This is a genomic window from Nonomuraea sp. NPDC005650, assembly GCF_040605375.1.
Classification (GTDB): Bacteria; Actinomycetota; Actinomycetes; order Streptosporangiales; family Streptosporangiaceae; genus Nonomuraea.
The window spans coordinates 64,014-80,069 of record NZ_JBEXCR010000033.1 but is presented as its reverse complement, the minus strand read 5'-3'; the positions used below and the strand labels follow the sequence as shown (position 1 = coordinate 80,069).

Here is a 16,056-nt window from a genome sequence, read left to right as displayed (position 1 = left end):
TTGAACACCGCTCGAACACCCAGGCCAAGCCGCACGCAAGTGAGTCACAAGTCACGACACGCGGACGCTCTGCCGGATGCGGGTCTGGGTGGCGTCGTCGCAGGTGGTCTTGGCGCAGAAGTACATCACGAGCATGGTCTTGGGCTGGCGGTCGATCACGTAGCTGACGAAGCCCAGCCTGGTGCCGGTCGCGGGGTCGTGCAGGGAGCCGTCGAAGCGGGTGGCGGGGCTGCTGCCCGCCTGGTCCTGCACGGGTTTGCCGACGTCGACCTGGCCGGGCAGCAGGGCCTCCATCTTGGCCTTCATCTGCTCGGAGTTGCCGCCGGCGTCGAGGGTGTCGGAGACCTGGACGTAGACGCCCGAGGCCGCGTCGGGGTCGTCCTCCACGACCTGGGAGATCGCCGTCCAGTCCGCGCCGGGACCGGCCACGAACAGCGACTCGAACTCCTGGGCGTGCGGCGAGGCCACCGCGAACAGGTCCTGGTGGGTGCGTACGATCCAGTCACCCGGATACTCGAACGTGAGCGGCGCGGCGGCGCTGGTCTTGTAGCGGGCCCAGGTGTCGCCGCGGTGGTTCATGATGATCATGGCGACGAGCGCGAGTGCCGCGACGGCGGCGACCAGCGTGGCGGCCACGATCGGGACGCGTCCGGGGCGCTTCTTCAGGACGGACGGTTGCGTGGGGGGCGCGGGCGCCCGGTCCGACCCGGTCTGCGCGAAGACGGGTGCCGGATGAGGCCCGGACGTGGGGCCCGTCATGGGACCCGGGCCCGTCGTGGGACCTGTCGTGGGACCTGTCGTGGGGCCTGTCGTTGGCCCCGTCGTGGGCGCCGGGTAGGGCGACGGGTAGGGCGCGGGGTGCGGCCCGGAATGGGGGCCCTGGCGGGGCACCAGGTGGGGGCCGCTGACGGGATCGGGCTGATACCCGCTGATCGCGTCACGCAGCGCGGTCACGAACTCCGTGCAGGTGGCGTAGCGCTGCTCGGGCGTCTTGGCCAGCGCCCGCATCATCACGGCGTCGACCTGCGGGGACAGCTCGGGCCGCAGCTGCGACAGCGGCGTCGGCTGCTCGGCCAGGTGGGCCCAGAGCAGCGCGATGTCGTTCTCGCGCTGGAACGGCAGCCGCGCCGACAGCCCCTCGTAGACCACGCAGGCCAGCGCGTACTGGTCGCAGCGGCCGTCGATGTGCTCCTTGTTGATCTGCTCGGGCGCCATGTAGCGGGGCGTGCCGATGAACTGGTCGGTCTGGGTCAGCCCCGAGATCGACGAGCGGTGCTTGGTGATGCCGAAGTCGGTGAGGTAGACGTGGTCGCCGGCCAGCAGGATGTTGGCCGGTTTGACGTCGCGGTGGATCAGGTCGTGCGCGTGCGCGGCGTCGAGGGCGGCGGCGACCTGGGCGAAGATCTGGTTCGCCTGGCCGATCGGCAGCGGTCCGCGGTCGTAGATGAGACGGCGCAGGTCGAGCCCGTCGACATAGCGCATGGCGATGTAGAGGACGCCGTCGGCGTCGGCGTTGGCCTCGTAGATCGGGATGATGTTGGGGTGCTCGATGCTGGCGACCGTTCTGGACTCCAGGATGAACCGTTGCCTGAACCGGTCGTCGACGCTGAGCACCGGGTTGAGGATCTTCAGCGCCACCCGGCGGCTCAACCTGGGGTCGAGCGCAAGGTAGACGACGGCCATGCCGCCCTTGCCGACGATGTCCTCGATGTAGTACCCGGCCACCTCCTGGCCGATGAGCGATCTTTCGTTCAATGGCATCACGTCTCGATGGGGTGGCCGCAGTAGCCGCAGAAGCGATGGGCGGGCCCGAGTCGCATGCCGCACGAGGTGCAGTACTTGACCCCCGGGTTCGGCGCGGTCATCACCTGCTGCTGTTGCTGCGGGACCACGGGGAACGACTGCGACCGCCGTACGACCACGGTCTGGCTGGCACCGTCGTCGAGCGGTGGCGCGGCCGCCGCCAGCGGCTCTGGCAGCTCTGTCACCCTCTCAGGAGCGCGGCGGCGCCAGAGCAGATACGCTCCGCCCCCGGCCGCTATGAAAAGGATTCCGGCGGCCACGATGAACGGCCACAGCGGTGTCGACCGGGTGGTCGTGGTGGCCAGCTGTTTCGTGCCCTGGTCCTCCGGCCCGCCCCGTTTCTCCAGCGAGGTCTTCAGCAGCTTGGCGGCCACCACGTTGCCGGGATAGAGCTCCAGCACGCGCTGGAAGCCGGGCGCGGCCTCCGTGTAGTACTTGGTGTGATAGCGGGTCAGCGCCGCCTCGAACGCCGTGTCGATCGCGCCTCTGCGCGGCGCCACCTTGGCGGCGGCCAGGATGGCGGTGATCTCCCTGACGCCGATCATCTTGCCCTCGTTGCCGCCGCCCACCAGCAGGCCGATGACGTGACCGTTCTTGTCGCCGATCACGGGGGCGCCGATGAGCCCCTTGTCCGCGAGCCCGCCCAGCTTGACCGGCTCGTCCACCTTCTTCTCCGGGTCGGCGAACGGCCTGCCGGTGTCTCCGCCCGCGCCGCCCTTGCCCAGGTGGGCGATCTCGACGGTCTCCAGGACGTTCGGGCCCGGCCGGCCGAGGAAGCCGGCCACGTTGGTGGGCGCGCCCTCCTGGTCGGGCACCTTGTCGGCGAGCGGCGCGGTGGGCATGCCGACGCCTCCGGCCGTGGGGGTCACCGGCACCAGCACGGCGGGGCTGTCGGGCGTCGGGCCGGCCTTGATGCACTTGACCTTGATGCCGTCGGGGCTCGGCGGCGACACGTTGGGGAAGGCCGTGATCTCGGTGGTCACGTTGATGATGCAGGTGGCCGTGTCCGTCTTCGGCGGGTAGCACTCCTGCAGGTGGTGGTTGAGCAGATCGTCCTTGAGCTTGTGCTTCTTGTAGTCGAGGGGGATCTTCACCTTGTGGTGCTCGGCGAAGACCTTGTTCGCCGCGTAGATCGCGACGTCGTTCGGGTTCACCGCCAGGCGTCTGAGCGCGACGATCGTGCCGTCGGGGTTGACGACGGTCCCCGTGCCCGTGGCGAACGGGATGTCGTAGGACCGCTCCACATGTTTGAGCTCGCCGATGTGGTCGAGCAGGGTGATCTCCACGTGGGACACGGCTTCCACCCGCACCACGGCGGGCGTCACCAGGTCGGTGATGCCGCTCGGGTGTTCGTGGGCCGCGACCGGCATCGCGATCAGCGCCAGGGCTGCCACGATGCCACCGGCAAAAGCTGTGAAGCGTGCCATCTCCGCTCCAAACGCAGGTCTAAAACCAGGGTCCCAATCACATGCTGTAAGTCAATAGACCGCCACGTAGACAAGCGCTTGCTAGGGGGCATAACGTACCTGGGTGGGCTACACGATCGGCGTAGATGTCGGTGGCACCTTCACCGATGTGGTCCTTGGAGGCACGTCCGGCGCGATTGCCGTGGCCAAATGTTTGAGCACCCACTACGACCCCATCGCGGGCATCGTGGCCGGCGTTACGCGCGCGCTCGGCGACCGCGACCCTGCGCAGGTCACGCGGGTGGTCCACGCGACGACGCTGGCCACCAACGCGGTGCTCGAACGCAAGGGGGTCCGGGTCGCTTTTGTCACGACTCAGGGCTTTCGCGCCTCCGTCCCGCTCGGCCGCTACGCGCGGGTCGAGGAGGACCGCTACGACCTGCGCTTCTCGCCGCCGCCTCCGCCGGTGGCCGCGGGCGACTGCTTCGAGGTGGTGGAACGCGTCTCGGCGCGCGGCGACGTGCTGACGCCGCTCGACCTCGATTCCGTACGCCGGGCCGCCGCGGCGATCGCCGCCCGCGGGATCACGTCGGCGGCGGTCTGCCTGCTGCACTCGTACGCCAACCCGGTCCATGAGCGGCAGGTCGCCGAGATCCTGCGCGAGTCGGTGCCGGACGTGGTGGCGTCGTCGGAGATCTGGCCGGAGATCCGCGAGTACGAGCGCGCCACCACCACCATCATGTCCGCATATATCGGTCCATTGATGGCTTCGTACCTTTCGCAGCTTCGCGAGCGGCTGGCCGAGATCGGGATCCGCGCGCCCGTCCACGTCATGGAGTCCGGCGGCGGCGTGATCTCCGCCGAGCTGGCCGCCCGGCGCGCCGTGGCCACGATCGAGTCGGGCCCGGCGGCGGGGGTGCTGGCGGCGGCGGGGACCGGGTTCCCGAACGTGATCTCGTTCGACATGGGCGGGACCACCGCCAAGGCGTGCGTCGTGCGCGGCGGGGCGCCCGAGATCACGCACGAGTTCCACGTCGGCGGCAAGGGCAGCTTCGGCGGGCGGCGGGCGGGCACCGGCGTGCCCATCAAGACCCCGGCCATCGACCTGGCGGAGGTGGGAGCGGGCGGGGGCAGCGTCGCCTGGCTCGACGCGGTGGGCGCGCTCCACGTCGGCCCCCACTCCGCGGGCTCCTCCCCCGGGCCCGCCTGTTACGGCCTGGGCGGCTCCGAGCCCACCGTCACCGACGCGAATCTGGTGCTCGGCTACCTCTCCTCGGCCTCGCTCCCCCTGACGCCGGATCTGGCCGCCAAGGCCCTCGACCGGCTGGCCTCGCCGCTCGGGGTCTCCCGGGAGGAGGCCGCGTACGCCGTGCACGAGATCGTCAGCGCCTCCATGGCCTCGGCCGTCCACGTGGTGACCGTGCAGCGCGGCATCGACCCGCGCGGCTTCGTCCTGGTCGCCTTCGGCGGCGCCGGGCCCATGCACGCGGCCCGGGTGGCGGAGCGCTTCGGAATCGGCACGGTGGTCGTGCCCGCGCACTGCGGCGTCGCCTCGGCCGCCGGCCTCCTCGCCGGCGCCCTCTCCACGGACCGCGTCCTGTCCCGCCTGGACGCCCCCGACCCCTCCGCCGTCTTCACCTCCCTGGCCGAAGAGGCCGCCGCCGACCTGGGCGTCTCGCCTTCGGCCCCCGGGGTGCAGGTGTCGCGGTCGGTGGACGTCCGCTTCAAGGGCCAGTCGCACGATCTGACCGTGGAGTGGACGCCTTCGCGCGAGGTGCTGGCGTCCCGGTTCTTCGCGCGGTACGAGGAGGTGTACGGGATCGCGCAACGCGGCGAGATCGAACTGGTCAGCTACCGCATCCGCCTCACCGCCCCCGCCTCGCCCCCGCCCCCGCGCTCCCCCTCCGCCCTTCCACCCAGCCCGCCCGCTCCCGGCGCCGGTGCGGCCAGGCGGGCGTACTTCCCCGAGACGGGCGGGTACGCCGACGTCCCCGTCCACACCAGGGACACCATGCCCGGCGCCCCGCTCCCCGGCCCCGCGATCATCGAGGACGCCGAGTCCACGATCGTCGCCCCGCCCGGCTGGACCGCCGCGCTCGCCGGGACCCGCGCCGTCCACCTCACCAGGAGCACCGCATGCCGGACCCCCTGACCGCCGAGGTGCTCAGGAACGCGCTGGTCGTCGCCGCGGAGGAGGCCAGCATCGTGGTGGTCCGCTCCGCGTACTCGACGTTCATCGTGGAGGGCTCCGACGCCTCGGCCGCCGTCCTCGACGCCCGGGGCCGCCTGATCGCCCAGTCCATGGCCACCACGCTCATGAACAGCATGGCGCTCAAGGTCGCGCTGCCCGAGCTCCTCAAGGACCTCCCCGCCGACCGGATGAGCCCGGGCGACGTGTACGTGCTCAACGACGCCTACCGGGGCGGCGTGCACACCAACGACCTGCTCGTCTACCGCCCGGTCTTCGTCGGCGGGACCCCGGCGTACTTCACCGCCACCATGATCCATGTCTCCGACCTGGGCGGCCTGTCGGCGGGCGGCATGGCCCCGCTGGCCACGGACATCTTCCTCGAGGGCCTCCAGCTCCCCCCGGTGCGCCTGGCCACCGAGGAGGGCCTGGATCCGACCGTGGAGGCCATCCTCCGGGCCAACAGCCGTACCCCCGACAAGGTCATGGGCGACGTGCGGGCGCTGGTGGCCGGGACGGCGGTGGCCGCCGCCCGCCTGGAGAGCCTGGTCGGCGAGTACGGCGCGGAGGGCCTGGGCGCGGGCGTCGACGACTATCTCGACTACACCGAGGCCAGGACCCGCGCGGCGCTGGCCGAGCTGCCGTCGGGCAGGTTCGAGGCGGCGTACCCGATCGACGATGACGGCATAAATCCAGAAAAATCGCACGAAATCCGGGTCGCCGTCACCCTCGGCGACGAACGGGTCGTGCTCGACTTCGCGGGCACCGGCCCCCAGGTCCCGGCCGCGATCAACGCCTCGGCCTCGCAGTCACTCGCCGCCGCCGTCTTCGCCGTCCGCTGCTTCCTGGACCCCACGATCCCCATGAACGACGGCTGCCTGCGGGCCATCGACGTACGCCTCCCCGAGGGCTCCCTGCTCAACGCCCGCTCCCCCTACCCGTGCGGCGGCCGGTACGTCCCGATCTACGCCGCCATGGAGGCCGTCTTCCAGGCCATGTCCGACGCCGTCCCCGAGCGCGCCATCGCTCCCAGCGGGATCCTGCAGCCGTTCTCGATCGCCGCCGTCGGGGCGCCGTACTGGATCCACCTTTCCTACGACTTCGGCGGCGTGGGCGCCCGCCGGGGCCTGGACGGCCCGGACGCCACGGGCGTGCACTTCGGCATCGGCCGCAACTCGGTGCCGCAGGCGGAGCCGGTGGAGAGCCGCTGCCCGCTGATCGTCGAGTCCGTCGAGACCATCCCGGACTCCGGCGGCCCCGGCCGGTTCCGCGGCGGGCTGGGCTCGCGCACGGTCTACCGCTTCCTCGCCGACTGCCACGTCACGACCCGCGGCGACCGCCTCCGCCTCCCGCCCCCGGGCCGTGACGGCGGGCTGCCGGGGCGGCTCGGCGGCTTCTTCAAGCGCCACCTGGACGGGACGGTGGAACGGCTGGCGTCCAAGGTCAACAACGTGCGGTTCGCGGCCGGAGAGGCGTTCGTCGTGGAGACGACGGGCGGCGCCGGCCTCGGCCCACCGTCCGAACGCGACCGCACCGCGATCCTGGCCGACCTCGAAGCGGGCCACGTCACGCCCCGCGGGGCGGCCGCGGATTACGGATTCGATATCCGGCGGCCGAGCAAGTCAGCGGGATCGAAGCTGACACGGTAAGGCGTCGCCAGTGTGATCGTGGTCCCCGCCTTGTAGACGCTGGGGTCCCGGTAGGAGTCACCCTCGAGTTCGTAAACGTAGAGTGCCGGTCCCGGTTCGGGTTCGACGCGCCAGTAGAGGGGAATGCCCGCTGCCGCATATGCCACCGCTTTGGCCCCTCTGTCATGCATCTTGGTGCTCGGGCTGACCACCTCCACAGCCAGCAGCAGATCGCTGGGCGCGAACATGAGCCCTACCGACTCAGACGCCGCCTCGGGCACCACGACGAGGTCGGGGATGTAGAAATCCTTGTCGCCTGGGCAGACGTTGACGGTTGGCAAGGCCTCCAGTCCAGGCGGCGCCGCATCGTCGAGGATACGCGCCAGCCGGCTGATGGCACGCTGGTGCAGGGGGGTGGGGGCAGGGCTCACTACTAGGCTCCCGTTGAAGAGCTCGTAACGATTCCCGTCGTCCGGGAGTTTGAGCAGGTCGTCGACTGTGTATGGCGGCGCAGGAAGGACAATCTTGCGCCTCGCGGTCGGTTCGATCGTCGCCATTGCGGTCACCCACCCAGTATCGGGAATCTCGCCCTCGCCCACATGCTACTTGCCCGAATTCCGTCACTTGAAGTCATGAGGCCGCCACGCTTCGGCGCCCTGGCGGACGGCCGCGTGGACCGCGCGGGCCGCCCGGGCGCCCCACTCCGAGCGCGGCCCGCCGAACAGCTCGGCGGGCCCGTCCGCCGGCGCGGCCACGCAGACCGCGTCCGACGCCGTCCCCGTGCAGGGGAAGCCCGCCTCGATCAGGGCCTGGGACTTCGCCTCCGTGACCGTCATCACCGCGTTGACCAGGGCCGCGTCCGTCATGGCGACCGGCAGCACGGTCACGATGTTGATGGTCCCCACCCGCATCGGCGCGAGCTCCGGGTCCGCGGCCCCTTCCGGGGCGGCGGCCCAGGTCGGGACGCGGAGCCCGACGGTCGCGTACGCCTCCACGCCCCCGTCCGAGGCCCGGACGCAGCGGTCGACGGAGGCGGCGGTCAGCATGCCGACGCCGTCCCCCTCCGGGCCTAAGGACAGCAGGTGATCGACCGGGTCCATCCGCGAGTATCCGGCCACCACCTGCGCGTTCAGCACCCACTCGCGGGCGCCGATCCCGCCGCCGAGCAGCGCGGAGGAGATCATCCGCCACCCCGGCCCGAACTCCCACAGCAGCGCGCCCAGCCGCGCCCCGTCCTCCACCCGATATGTGAGCTTCACGGCCCTCCCCTGACCAGGTGCACGACGGGCCGGCCGTCCGGCCCCGGCTCGATCTTGACATGGGCGTCGAAGTGGCGTCCCACCAATGACTCGGTGAGCACCTGGGCGGGCCTGCCGGCGGCCACCGCGCGGCCGCCGGCCAGCAGGAGCAGGGAGTCGGCGTAGAGGCCGGCGACGGTCAGGTCGTGCAGGGTGGTGACGACGGTCAGGCCGTCCGCCCGCCGCAGCCGGTCCACCAGCTCCAGCACCTGCTGCTGGTGCCCGAGGTCCAGCGCGGTCGTGGGCTCGTCCAGCAGCAGCACGGGCGCCTCCTGGGCCAGCGCCCTGGCCAGCACCACCCGCTGGCGCTCCCCGCCGGACAGCTCCCCCACGCGCCGCCTGGCCAGCGCGGTCAGGTCGAGCCGTTCGAGCACGCCGGCGGCGACCTCCCTGTCGTGCGCGCTCTCCCTGCCCAGATAGGGGATGTACGGCGTGCGCCCGAGCAACGCGTAGTCGAAGACCGTCATGTCGGGCGGCAGGGCGGGGGCCTGGGGGGCGTAGGCCAGCAGGCGGGCCCGTTCGCGGGGCTTGAGCCGGGCCGCCGGGCGGGAGTCCAGCGTGACCTCGCCCCGGTGCGCGACCAGGCCCATGACGGCCTTGAGCAGGGTCGACTTCCCCGCCCCGTTGGGCCCGATGATCGCCAGCCACTCGCCGCCGCGCACCTGGAGGGTGACGTCGGACACGACCTCGCGGTCGCCGAGCCGTACCGACAGGGCCTGAGTGCTGATCACGTGGCCGTCCGCCTGGTCATGCGCAGGATCCCGACGAAGAACGGCGCCCCCACGAACATGGTCACCACCCCGATCGGCAGCTCGGCGGGCGCGATCACCGTGCGGGCGATGAGGTCGGCCAGCACCAGGAACGCCCCGCCGCCGATCAGCGACAGCGGCAGCACGATCCGGTACGAGCCGCCCGCCAGCCGCCGCACCACGTGCGGGATGACGATGCCGACGAACCCGATCAGCCCGCTCACCGCCACGGCCGCCGCGGTGGCCAGGGAGGCGGCCAGCAGCACGGCGAGGCGCACCCTGGCCGCCCGCACGCCCAGGCTGGTGGCCTCCTCGTCGCCCACGGACAGCACGTCGAGCATGCGCCCGTGCAGCAGGAGCAGCACGGCCGAGACGGCCGCGTACGGCAGCACCAGCCAGAACTGGTCCCATCCGCCGCCGACGTCGCCGAGGATCCACGAGTAGATGCGCTGCAGCTCCTCGACCTTGAACTGCTGGAGGAACGTCTGGATCGCGGTCAGGAACGAGGTGACCGCGACCCCGGCCAGCACCAGCGTCGCGGTGCCGCCGGAGCGCCCGGCGGTGTTGCCGAGCGTGTACGCGAGGAACACCCCGCCCACGGCCCCGACGAAGGCCGCGACGGGGATGCTCGCGCCCGACGCCGGCAGCAGCACGATGGCCACGGTCGTCGCCAGGCCGGCCCCGGCCGCGGCGCCCAGCAGGTACGGGTCGGCGAGCGGGTTGCGGAACACGCCCTGGTACCCCGCCCCCGCCATGGCCAGCAGCCCCCCGACCACCGCGGCCACCAGCACCCTGGGCAGCCGCAGCTCGAACAGCAGCCCCTGCTCGACCGGCGCGAGCCCGGAGTCCACGTGCACGAACGGCAGCCAGTCCACGGCCTGGAGCACCACCCGCCAGGGCGAGATGTCGGCCGCTCCGTCCAGCAGCCCGGCGATCATGGAGACCGCCAGCACGCCCAGGGCGCACACGATCCAGAGTGGTCTGGCCCTGGACGGACCGGCCTGCGCCGCCATGGTCAGCCCTTGGCCTCGGCCTTGGCGACCGCGGTGCCGATGGACTCGGCGAGCTGGACGACGCGCGGCCCCCAGCGGGAGGCGAGGTCGTCGTCGAGCTGGATCACCTGGTCGTTCTTGATGGCCGAGAGGCCCTTCCAGCCCGGCCGCTTGGCCAGGGTGTCCTTGCTCTGCCCGCAGCACTTGACGTCGCCGAGGAAGATCATGTCGGGGTCGGCCTGGGCCACGAACTCGGCCGACAGCTTGGGATAGCCGCCCGCCTGGTCGGGGGCCTTGTCGGCGATGTTGGTGAGGCCGAACAGGCCGTAGACCTGGCCGATGAACGTCTGGGACGTCGCCGCGTACGGCGTCTGGTCGAGCTCGTGGTAGTACGTGAGCTTCTTGTCCTTGGGCGCCTCGGCGGCCAGCTTGTCCATGGCCGTCTTCATGCCGGAGACGACCTCGTCGGCCTTGGCCTTGTTGCCGGTGGCGGCGCCGATCTCGGCGATCTCCTCGTACGCCTCGTCGAGCTTGGTGGCGGCGGGTTCGAGCAGGACGGGCACGTTCACCTTGCCCAGCTCGGCGACGATCTTGTCGATGTCGTTGGAGACGATGACCAGGTCGGGCTTCTGGGCGACGATGGCCTCGACGTTCGGCTTGAACCCGGACAGGTCGGTCTTGGGGGCCTCCGGCGGGAAGTTCGACTGGTCGTCCACGGCGACGACCTGGGCGCCCGCGCCGATGGCGAAGAGCGTCTCGGTGTGGGTGGCTGAAAGGGAGACGATCCGCTCGGGCTTCTTGGCGAGGGTGACCTTGCCGTTGCCCGCCTCGACGGTGACGGGGAAGCCCGCCGCCTCGGAGGCGGGCGCGGAGGCGGAGGAATCGCTGGGGGCTGCGGAGGGGGTGGCTGTGGTGCCGGTCTGGCCGCACCCGGCCAGGATCAGCGTTCCCAGCAGCGCGCCCGCGAGGGCCGTACGTCGGGGCCTCACGAGTAGTCCTTTCACTGTCGGAACCGAGAGACCCGCGTTGAGCGACGGATCACCCTTTTCCACGAGGGTTGATGACGTCAGCGCAGAGGCAGGCGACCTGGCTATGACAGTTGCGGGACAGCGCCGGACTCACACCGGACTTCGCTGCGCCCTGCGCATCGGACAAACGCTATCAATCCTCCGGATGCCCGCGCCGTCAAGGGGCCAGTTGAGACTCCGCCTCGGCGATGATCTCCTGGAGCCTGAGCCCGTGGGCGGCGTCGAGGGGGTGACCGCCGCCGTTCCGCACGGTCTCGGCGAACTCCGCCACGAGCGTGACCTTGGGGTCGTCGTCGCCCCGCGTCAGCACGGCGCTGCCCGCGCGGCCGTACACGGCGAACATGGCCGGGGGCGGGTCTCCGACGGCGGCCATGCACAGGGACGCCTCGCTGACCGCGCCGCCCTCGTGCTCCAGCAGCAGCCCGGTCCAGCCGAGCGGGTCGCCGTGCGCGCGCACGCCGGTCACCGGGCCGAGGGCGGCGTCGAGCAGGTCGATCACGTGCGGCCCGACGTCGAGCAGGGCGCCCTTCTCCAGCCGCCACGGCGTGGCGAAGGGGTGGTCGCCGAGGAGGATGTTGGAGATGTTCGCGGCGTGGCCGCCGAACGGCTCGATCTCGCGGCAGCGGGCCAGGAAGGCGCGGGTCCCGGCGGCGTAGCGCAGGGAGAGCACCATCTGGGAGGCGACGCCCGCCTTCGCGATGGCCTCGGCCAGGCGGCGCGCGCCGTCCAGCGTGTCCGCGAGCGGCTTCTCCAGCAGCAGCGCCTTGCCCGCGCGGGCGGCGCGGACGGCGATCTCGGCCTGTACGGCGGGCGGCACGCAGAACGCCACGGCCTCGCAGGCGTCGAACAGCTCCTCGACGCGCTCGAACACCGGCGCCCCCAGCCGGGCGGCGGACTCGGGACGGCGGGCCCACACCCCGGCCAGCCGCGTGTGCGGCCCCCTGGACAGCATCGGCGCGTGCGCCCTCTCCGCCCACGGTCCCGCTCCGACCAGCCCAACCGCCACCGGCTCCATGAAACCTCCCCTGTTCACCGCACTTAGGGAAGGATCTTCCCATATCCCGACATGCAGGCCGGTTGGCTCGATGGGCGGGTGCCCCGCGCGGCGCCCGCCCATCGGCGTCAATGAGCCCCGTCGTCCAGGTCGCGCCAGCGCTGTACGGCGTGCTGCGGGCGGTGGGCCAGGGTGCCGGAGTCGATGGTCAAGGTCTGGCCGGTGATGCAGCGGGCCTCGTCGGAGGCGAGGAAACACACCAGGTTGGCGACGTCGTCCGGGGTGCACGGCCACGGGAGGAGCCGTTCTGCGGCCTTGTCGGCGAGCTGGGCCCGGCTCAGAGCCCGCTGAGCGAGCTGGGTGAGGACGAGGGCGGGGGCGACGGCGTTGCAGCGGACGCCGCGCGAGCCGTACATCGTCGCGACGTACCGCGTGAAGCCGATCAGGGCCGCCTTGGAGGCCCCGTACGCGGCGTGGACCTCGTCCCCGACCAGGGCGGACACCGACGACATCAGGACGATGGCGCCGCCGTCCGGCATGGCGGGCACGGTGTGCTTGACCATGAGCATGGCGCCGCGCAGGTTGACCTCCATCGTGCGGTCCCAGACGCCGACGTCGAGCGAGTCCAGGTCCCGGTCGCGGCCGTAGACGTCGGCGTCGAACACGGCGGCGTTGGAGTGCAGGACGTCCACGCGGCCGAACGACGCCACCAGAGCCGCGACCGCCTCCTCCACCTGCTTCTCGTCGGAGACGTCGCAGGTCAGAGCCATGGCCGTGCCGCCGTGGCCGCGGATGGCGGCGGCGGTGGCCTTCGCCCCGGCCGCGCGGAGGTCCAGGACGCCGACGCAGGCGCCCTCGGCGGCCAGCCGCGCCGCGCAGGCCGCGCCGATGCCCGAGCCCGCGCCCGTCACCATCGCGACCCGCCCGTCGAACCGTCCGGTGGGGCGTTCCTCGGGGCTGCCGCTCACCACTCCACCGCCAGGGACGGCAGGCCGCGGCCCACGATCGACTTGCGGTGGGCGATCGGCGCGCCGGGCACGAGCCGCAGGCCGGGCAGGCGGCGGCCGAGCACGTCGAGCGCGGTGCGCAGCTGCAGGCGGCCGAGCGCGGCGCCGACGCAGAAGTGGATGCCGTAGCCGAAGACCATGTGCTCGGCGGCGTTCGGCCGGTCGATCAGGAAGCGCTCCGGCTCCGGGAAGACGCTCTCGTCGTGGGCGGCGGAGTCGGTGGAGAGCAGGACGAGGGCTCCCGCCGGGATCGTCACGCCGTGCAGGGAGAGGTCGGTCACGGCATAGCGGAACGAGCCCAGCGACGCGCCGTCGATGCGCATGCACTCCTCGGCGGCGTTCGCGACCAGCTCGGGCGGCACCGGCCAGGCACCCTCCCTGAGCAGGCGCAGGACGGTGTTGCCGAGCTGGTTGGGGACGGTGTCGTTGCCGCCGAGCAGGATCGTGGAGATCAGCTCGACGACCTCGCGATGGGTCAGCTCCTCGCCGATCAGGGAGGTCATCAGGGAGGTGAAGTCGTCCCGCGGGTCCTTGGCCCGGGAGGCGACCAGGCGGTCCACGTAGTCGAGGTAGGTCAGGAAGCTGTCGGCGAGTTCGAGCTGGCGCTGCGGCGGCTGCGGCGACAGGAAGAGCTGGAACCAGTCCTTGACGTGCGTCTGCACGAACGCCTCGTCGGACTCGGGCACGCCGATGAAGCGGGCGGTCAGCTTGATCGACGGCTCGTGGCCGATCTCGCCGACGAAGTCGGCGCTCCCGCGCGGCTCCAGGCGGTCGAGCAGGTCCTCGTTGAGCCGCCTGAACTCCTGCTCCATGGCAGCCACGGCGCGCGGCGTGAACGCCTTCGACACCGACCGGCGCAGGCGGGTGTGGTCGGGCGGGTCGACGTTCGCCACGAAGCTGGACAGGAACGAGCCGTGCTCGCCCAGCTTCTCCCTGGTCTCGCCGGTCAGGCTGCGGGAGATCGTGAGCGAGCCCTTGGAGGAGAAGCGCCGCGGGTCGCCGTAGGCCGCGCGCACGTCGGGGTAGCGGGTCAGGACGTACGCGCCGAGGTGCTCGCTGCGGAAGACCGGCCGCTCCGCGCGCAGCCGCCGCAGGAAGTCGTACGGGGCGGCGACGTGCCAGTCGGCGCTGACGTCGAAGTCCTCGATCATGCGAAGATCCTCCGCGGGTTGTCGACGAGCAGCTGATGGACCTGGTCGTCCGTGACGCCCCTCTTGCGGAGCTCGGGCACGACGTCGCGGGGAACGTGGAGGAGGTGGTAGTTGGGGTGGCGCCGCCGAACGACGTCGGCGTCGAAGCGGTCGTTGAAGCAGTACGAGTCGTGACTTAAGACCATTTTTCCTGCGTGTCCGCGCTCGCACATTTTCGCCACTATCTCCACGCGGTCCTCGAACGGGCTGATCGTCTCGATGCCGAAGCGGTCCATGCCGAGGTAGGAGCCGTTCGCGACGAGCTCTTCCAGGTAGGCGACGTCGGTGGAGTCCCCGGCGTGCCCGATGACCACCTTGCCCAGATCCACGCCCAGGTCGCCGAGGAGGCGCTGCTGTTCCAGGCCGCCCCCGGAGGCGCTGTGGGAGTGCGTGGTGATCGGCGTGCCGGTCTCCAGGTGCGCCTGCGCGACCGCCCGGAACACCCGCTCGCAGCCCTTGGTCATCCCCAGGTGGTCGGAGGCGCACTTGAGCATGGCCGCCTTGACGCCGGTCCGGCCGATCCCCTCGACGATGTCCCGTACGAAGAACTCGGCCAGCCGGTCCGGCCCCCCGAACAACGATCCCGGGCCCCGGTTGGCAAAGTACGGCGGCAGCGCGTCGTAGGTGTAGAGGCCGGTGGCGGCCACGATGTTCACGGCGGTCAGCTCGGCCACCCGCTGGACGGCGGGGACGTACCTGCCGAGGCCCACCACGGTCAGGTCCACGATCGTGTCGATGCCCTCGGCCTTGAGCGCGTCGAGCTTGCCCGCCGCCTCGCGCGCCCGCGTCTCGAGGTCCCATCCCTCGGGGATGTCCGGCCAGCTCCACAGGATCTCGGGGCTCAGGCCGAAGACGTGCTCGTGCATGAGCGTCGCCCCCAGCTCCGCCACCGGCCCCCGCACGGTCTCAGGCATCCTGGCCCTCCAGGCTCACGCACGGGAAGCTCTCGTGCTCGAACGGCCGGTTGACCGTCAGCCCGAGCCCGTCGGTCTGCCGGTAGGGCAGGCCGGTGTAGAGGGCGTCGGCGTCGAAGTACGTGACGGTGAACGACAGGCGCGGGCTGTCGCGGCGGTTGGCGGGCGCGCCGTGCACGGTCAGGGCGTGGTGCACGGTGGCGTCCCCCGCCTTCAGGTCGAGCGGCGGCGACAGCTCCAGCTCCTTGAGCCACGGGTGCTGGGTGAGCTGGTCGTCCCCCGGCCGGGTGAAGCTGCGGCCGAGCAGCCCGTACCGGTGCGAGCGGTCGTAGAAGCGCAGCGACCCCATGTCGGCGGGCACGTCGGCGAGGGCCAGCCAGACGGTCAGCATGGCCGAGCGGTCCATCGGCATCCAGGGGAAGTCCTGGTGGAACTCGGTCGCGCCGTGCTCCCCCGCCTCCTTGACCAGGAGGTTGGTGACCTGCACGCGCACGGCCCGGACGCCGCGCAGCAGCCGTACGGCGTTGCGCCCCATCTCGGGGCTCGACGTCAGCGCGCCGAACAGCCCGTCGCTCGCCGCGATGTCCCTCGACTGCCCGAACGCCTCGTCGACCAGCGTCTCGTGGCTCCTGGACCGGCCGTTCAGAAAGCCGATGGCGCGCTCGCGCAGAGCCGCGGCGGTGCCCGGATCGACCAGCCGGCCGAGCCGCACCCAGCCGTGCTCGCCGAAGAACGCCGCCTCGTCTTCCGTCACCTGGCGCACCGGGATCTCCATGCCCCCCAGTCTGGCACCAGAGCAAGCGCTTGGTAAACCCGCCATTTGAGTAGCCCTTACTCATGCGCGCCCCGCCCCGCGAGG

General features: G+C 71.7%; 14 protein-coding genes. 2 read left to right on the top strand and 12 right to left on the bottom strand.

Annotation, left to right across the window (positions count from 1 at the left end; genetic code table 11):
- Window positions 1-51 precede the first annotated feature (51 nt).
- Together ABZS69_RS44410 and ABZS69_RS44405 are read right to left on the bottom strand one after the other, a co-directional pair.
- A complete protein-coding gene (locus ABZS69_RS44410) occupies window positions 52-1,761 on the bottom strand; it encodes a serine/threonine-protein kinase (protein WP_355383630.1) in 1,710 nt (569 codons plus the stop codon).
- Window positions 1,761-3,230: a zinc ribbon domain-containing protein gene (locus ABZS69_RS44405; protein ID WP_355383627.1), complete on the bottom strand. Its 1,470-nt coding sequence runs from the start codon at window positions 3,228-3,230 to the stop codon at window positions 1,761-1,763. Before ABZS69_RS44405 ends, ABZS69_RS44410 begins: the two co-directional genes overlap by 1 nt.
- A 103-nt stretch (window positions 3,231-3,333) precedes the next feature.
- On the opposite strand from ABZS69_RS44405, the gene ABZS69_RS44400 reads away from it, so the two are divergent.
- A complete protein-coding gene (locus ABZS69_RS44400) occupies window positions 3,334-5,361 on the top strand; it encodes a hydantoinase/oxoprolinase family protein (protein ID WP_355383624.1) in 2,028 nt (675 codons plus the stop codon).
- Window positions 5,346-7,046 carry a hydantoinase B/oxoprolinase family protein gene (locus ABZS69_RS44395; RefSeq protein ID WP_355383621.1) on the top strand — a complete coding sequence of 567 codons (1,701 nt, stop codon included), beginning with the start codon at window positions 5,346-5,348 and terminating at the stop codon, window positions 7,044-7,046. Before ABZS69_RS44400 ends, ABZS69_RS44395 begins: the two co-directional genes overlap by 16 nt.
- Here the strand turns inward: ABZS69_RS44395 and ABZS69_RS44390 are convergent.
- The 10 genes from ABZS69_RS44390 to ABZS69_RS44345 form a co-directional block, all read right to left on the bottom strand.
- The gene (locus tag ABZS69_RS44390; protein ID WP_355383618.1) at window positions 6,989-7,582 is read right to left on the bottom strand and encodes a Uma2 family endonuclease; all 594 of its coding nucleotides are present in this window, start codon (window positions 7,580-7,582) and stop codon (window positions 6,989-6,991) included. The two genes, ABZS69_RS44395 and ABZS69_RS44390, sit on opposite strands and share 58 nt — an antisense overlap.
- 63 nt (window positions 7,583-7,645) lie before the next feature.
- Window positions 7,646-8,284, bottom strand: a complete 639-nt coding sequence (locus tag ABZS69_RS44385; RefSeq protein ID WP_355383615.1) for an adenosylcobinamide amidohydrolase — start codon at window positions 8,282-8,284, stop codon at window positions 7,646-7,648.
- A complete protein-coding gene (locus ABZS69_RS44380) occupies window positions 8,281-9,054 on the bottom strand; it encodes an ABC transporter ATP-binding protein (RefSeq protein ID WP_355383612.1) in 774 nt (257 codons plus the stop codon). Before ABZS69_RS44380 ends, ABZS69_RS44385 begins: the two co-directional genes overlap by 4 nt.
- Window positions 9,051-10,085 (bottom strand): iron ABC transporter permease, encoded by a 1,035-nt coding sequence (locus ABZS69_RS44375; protein WP_355383608.1) that lies wholly within the window; start codon window positions 10,083-10,085, stop codon window positions 9,051-9,053. Before ABZS69_RS44375 ends, ABZS69_RS44380 begins: the two co-directional genes overlap by 4 nt.
- Before the next feature lie 2 nt (window positions 10,086-10,087).
- Complete coding sequence (locus tag ABZS69_RS44370) at window positions 10,088-11,053, bottom strand: ABC transporter substrate-binding protein (protein WP_355383605.1); 966 nt, start codon at window positions 11,051-11,053, stop codon at window positions 10,088-10,090.
- Between the two features lie 196 nt (window positions 11,054-11,249).
- The gene (locus ABZS69_RS44365) at window positions 11,250-12,125 is read right to left on the bottom strand and encodes a Gfo/Idh/MocA family oxidoreductase (RefSeq protein WP_355383602.1); all 876 of its coding nucleotides are present in this window, start codon (window positions 12,123-12,125) and stop codon (window positions 11,250-11,252) included.
- Between the two features lie 89 nt (window positions 12,126-12,214).
- Entirely contained in the window at window positions 12,215-13,054 is an 840-nt protein-coding gene (locus tag ABZS69_RS44360; RefSeq protein ID WP_355383599.1) for an SDR family oxidoreductase, read from the bottom strand.
- The gene (locus ABZS69_RS44355; RefSeq protein ID WP_355383596.1) at window positions 13,051-14,244 is read right to left on the bottom strand and encodes a cytochrome P450; all 1,194 of its coding nucleotides are present in this window, start codon (window positions 14,242-14,244) and stop codon (window positions 13,051-13,053) included. The genes ABZS69_RS44360 and ABZS69_RS44355 overlap by 4 nt, the downstream gene beginning before the upstream one ends.
- Window positions 14,241-15,197 (bottom strand): phosphotriesterase-related protein, encoded by a 957-nt coding sequence (locus tag ABZS69_RS44350; protein ID WP_355383593.1) that lies wholly within the window; start codon window positions 15,195-15,197, stop codon window positions 14,241-14,243. The genes ABZS69_RS44355 and ABZS69_RS44350 overlap by 4 nt, the downstream gene beginning before the upstream one ends.
- Window positions 15,190-15,972 carry a phytanoyl-CoA dioxygenase family protein gene (locus ABZS69_RS44345; protein WP_355383591.1) on the bottom strand — a complete coding sequence of 261 codons (783 nt, stop codon included), beginning with the start codon at window positions 15,970-15,972 and terminating at the stop codon, window positions 15,190-15,192. Before ABZS69_RS44345 ends, ABZS69_RS44350 begins: the two co-directional genes overlap by 8 nt.
- Between the last annotated feature and the right edge of the window lie 84 nt (window positions 15,973-16,056).

Coding starts and splice junctions, on each gene's coding strand:
- ABZS69_RS44355 (WP_355383596.1), bottom strand. CDS start 14,244: ATGATCGAGGACTTCGACGTCAGCGCCGACTGGCACGTCGCCGCCCCG.
- ABZS69_RS44395 (WP_355383621.1), top strand. CDS start 5,346: ATGCCGGACCCCCTGACCGCCGAGGTGCTCAGGAACGCGCTGGTCGTC.
- ABZS69_RS44390 (WP_355383618.1), bottom strand. CDS start 7,582: ATGGCGACGATCGAACCGACCGCGAGGCGCAAGATTGTCCTTCCTGCG.
- ABZS69_RS44375 (WP_355383608.1), bottom strand. CDS start 10,085: ATGGCGGCGCAGGCCGGTCCGTCCAGGGCCAGACCACTCTGGATCGTG.
- ABZS69_RS44405 (WP_355383627.1), bottom strand. CDS start 3,230: ATGGCACGCTTCACAGCTTTTGCCGGTGGCATCGTGGCAGCCCTGGCG.
- ABZS69_RS44410 (WP_355383630.1), bottom strand. CDS start 1,761: ATGCCATTGAACGAAAGATCGCTCATCGGCCAGGAGGTGGCCGGGTAC.
- ABZS69_RS44345 (WP_355383591.1), bottom strand. CDS start 15,972: ATGGAGATCCCGGTGCGCCAGGTGACGGAAGACGAGGCGGCGTTCTTC.
- ABZS69_RS44350 (WP_355383593.1), bottom strand. CDS start 15,197: ATGCCTGAGACCGTGCGGGGGCCGGTGGCGGAGCTGGGGGCGACGCTC.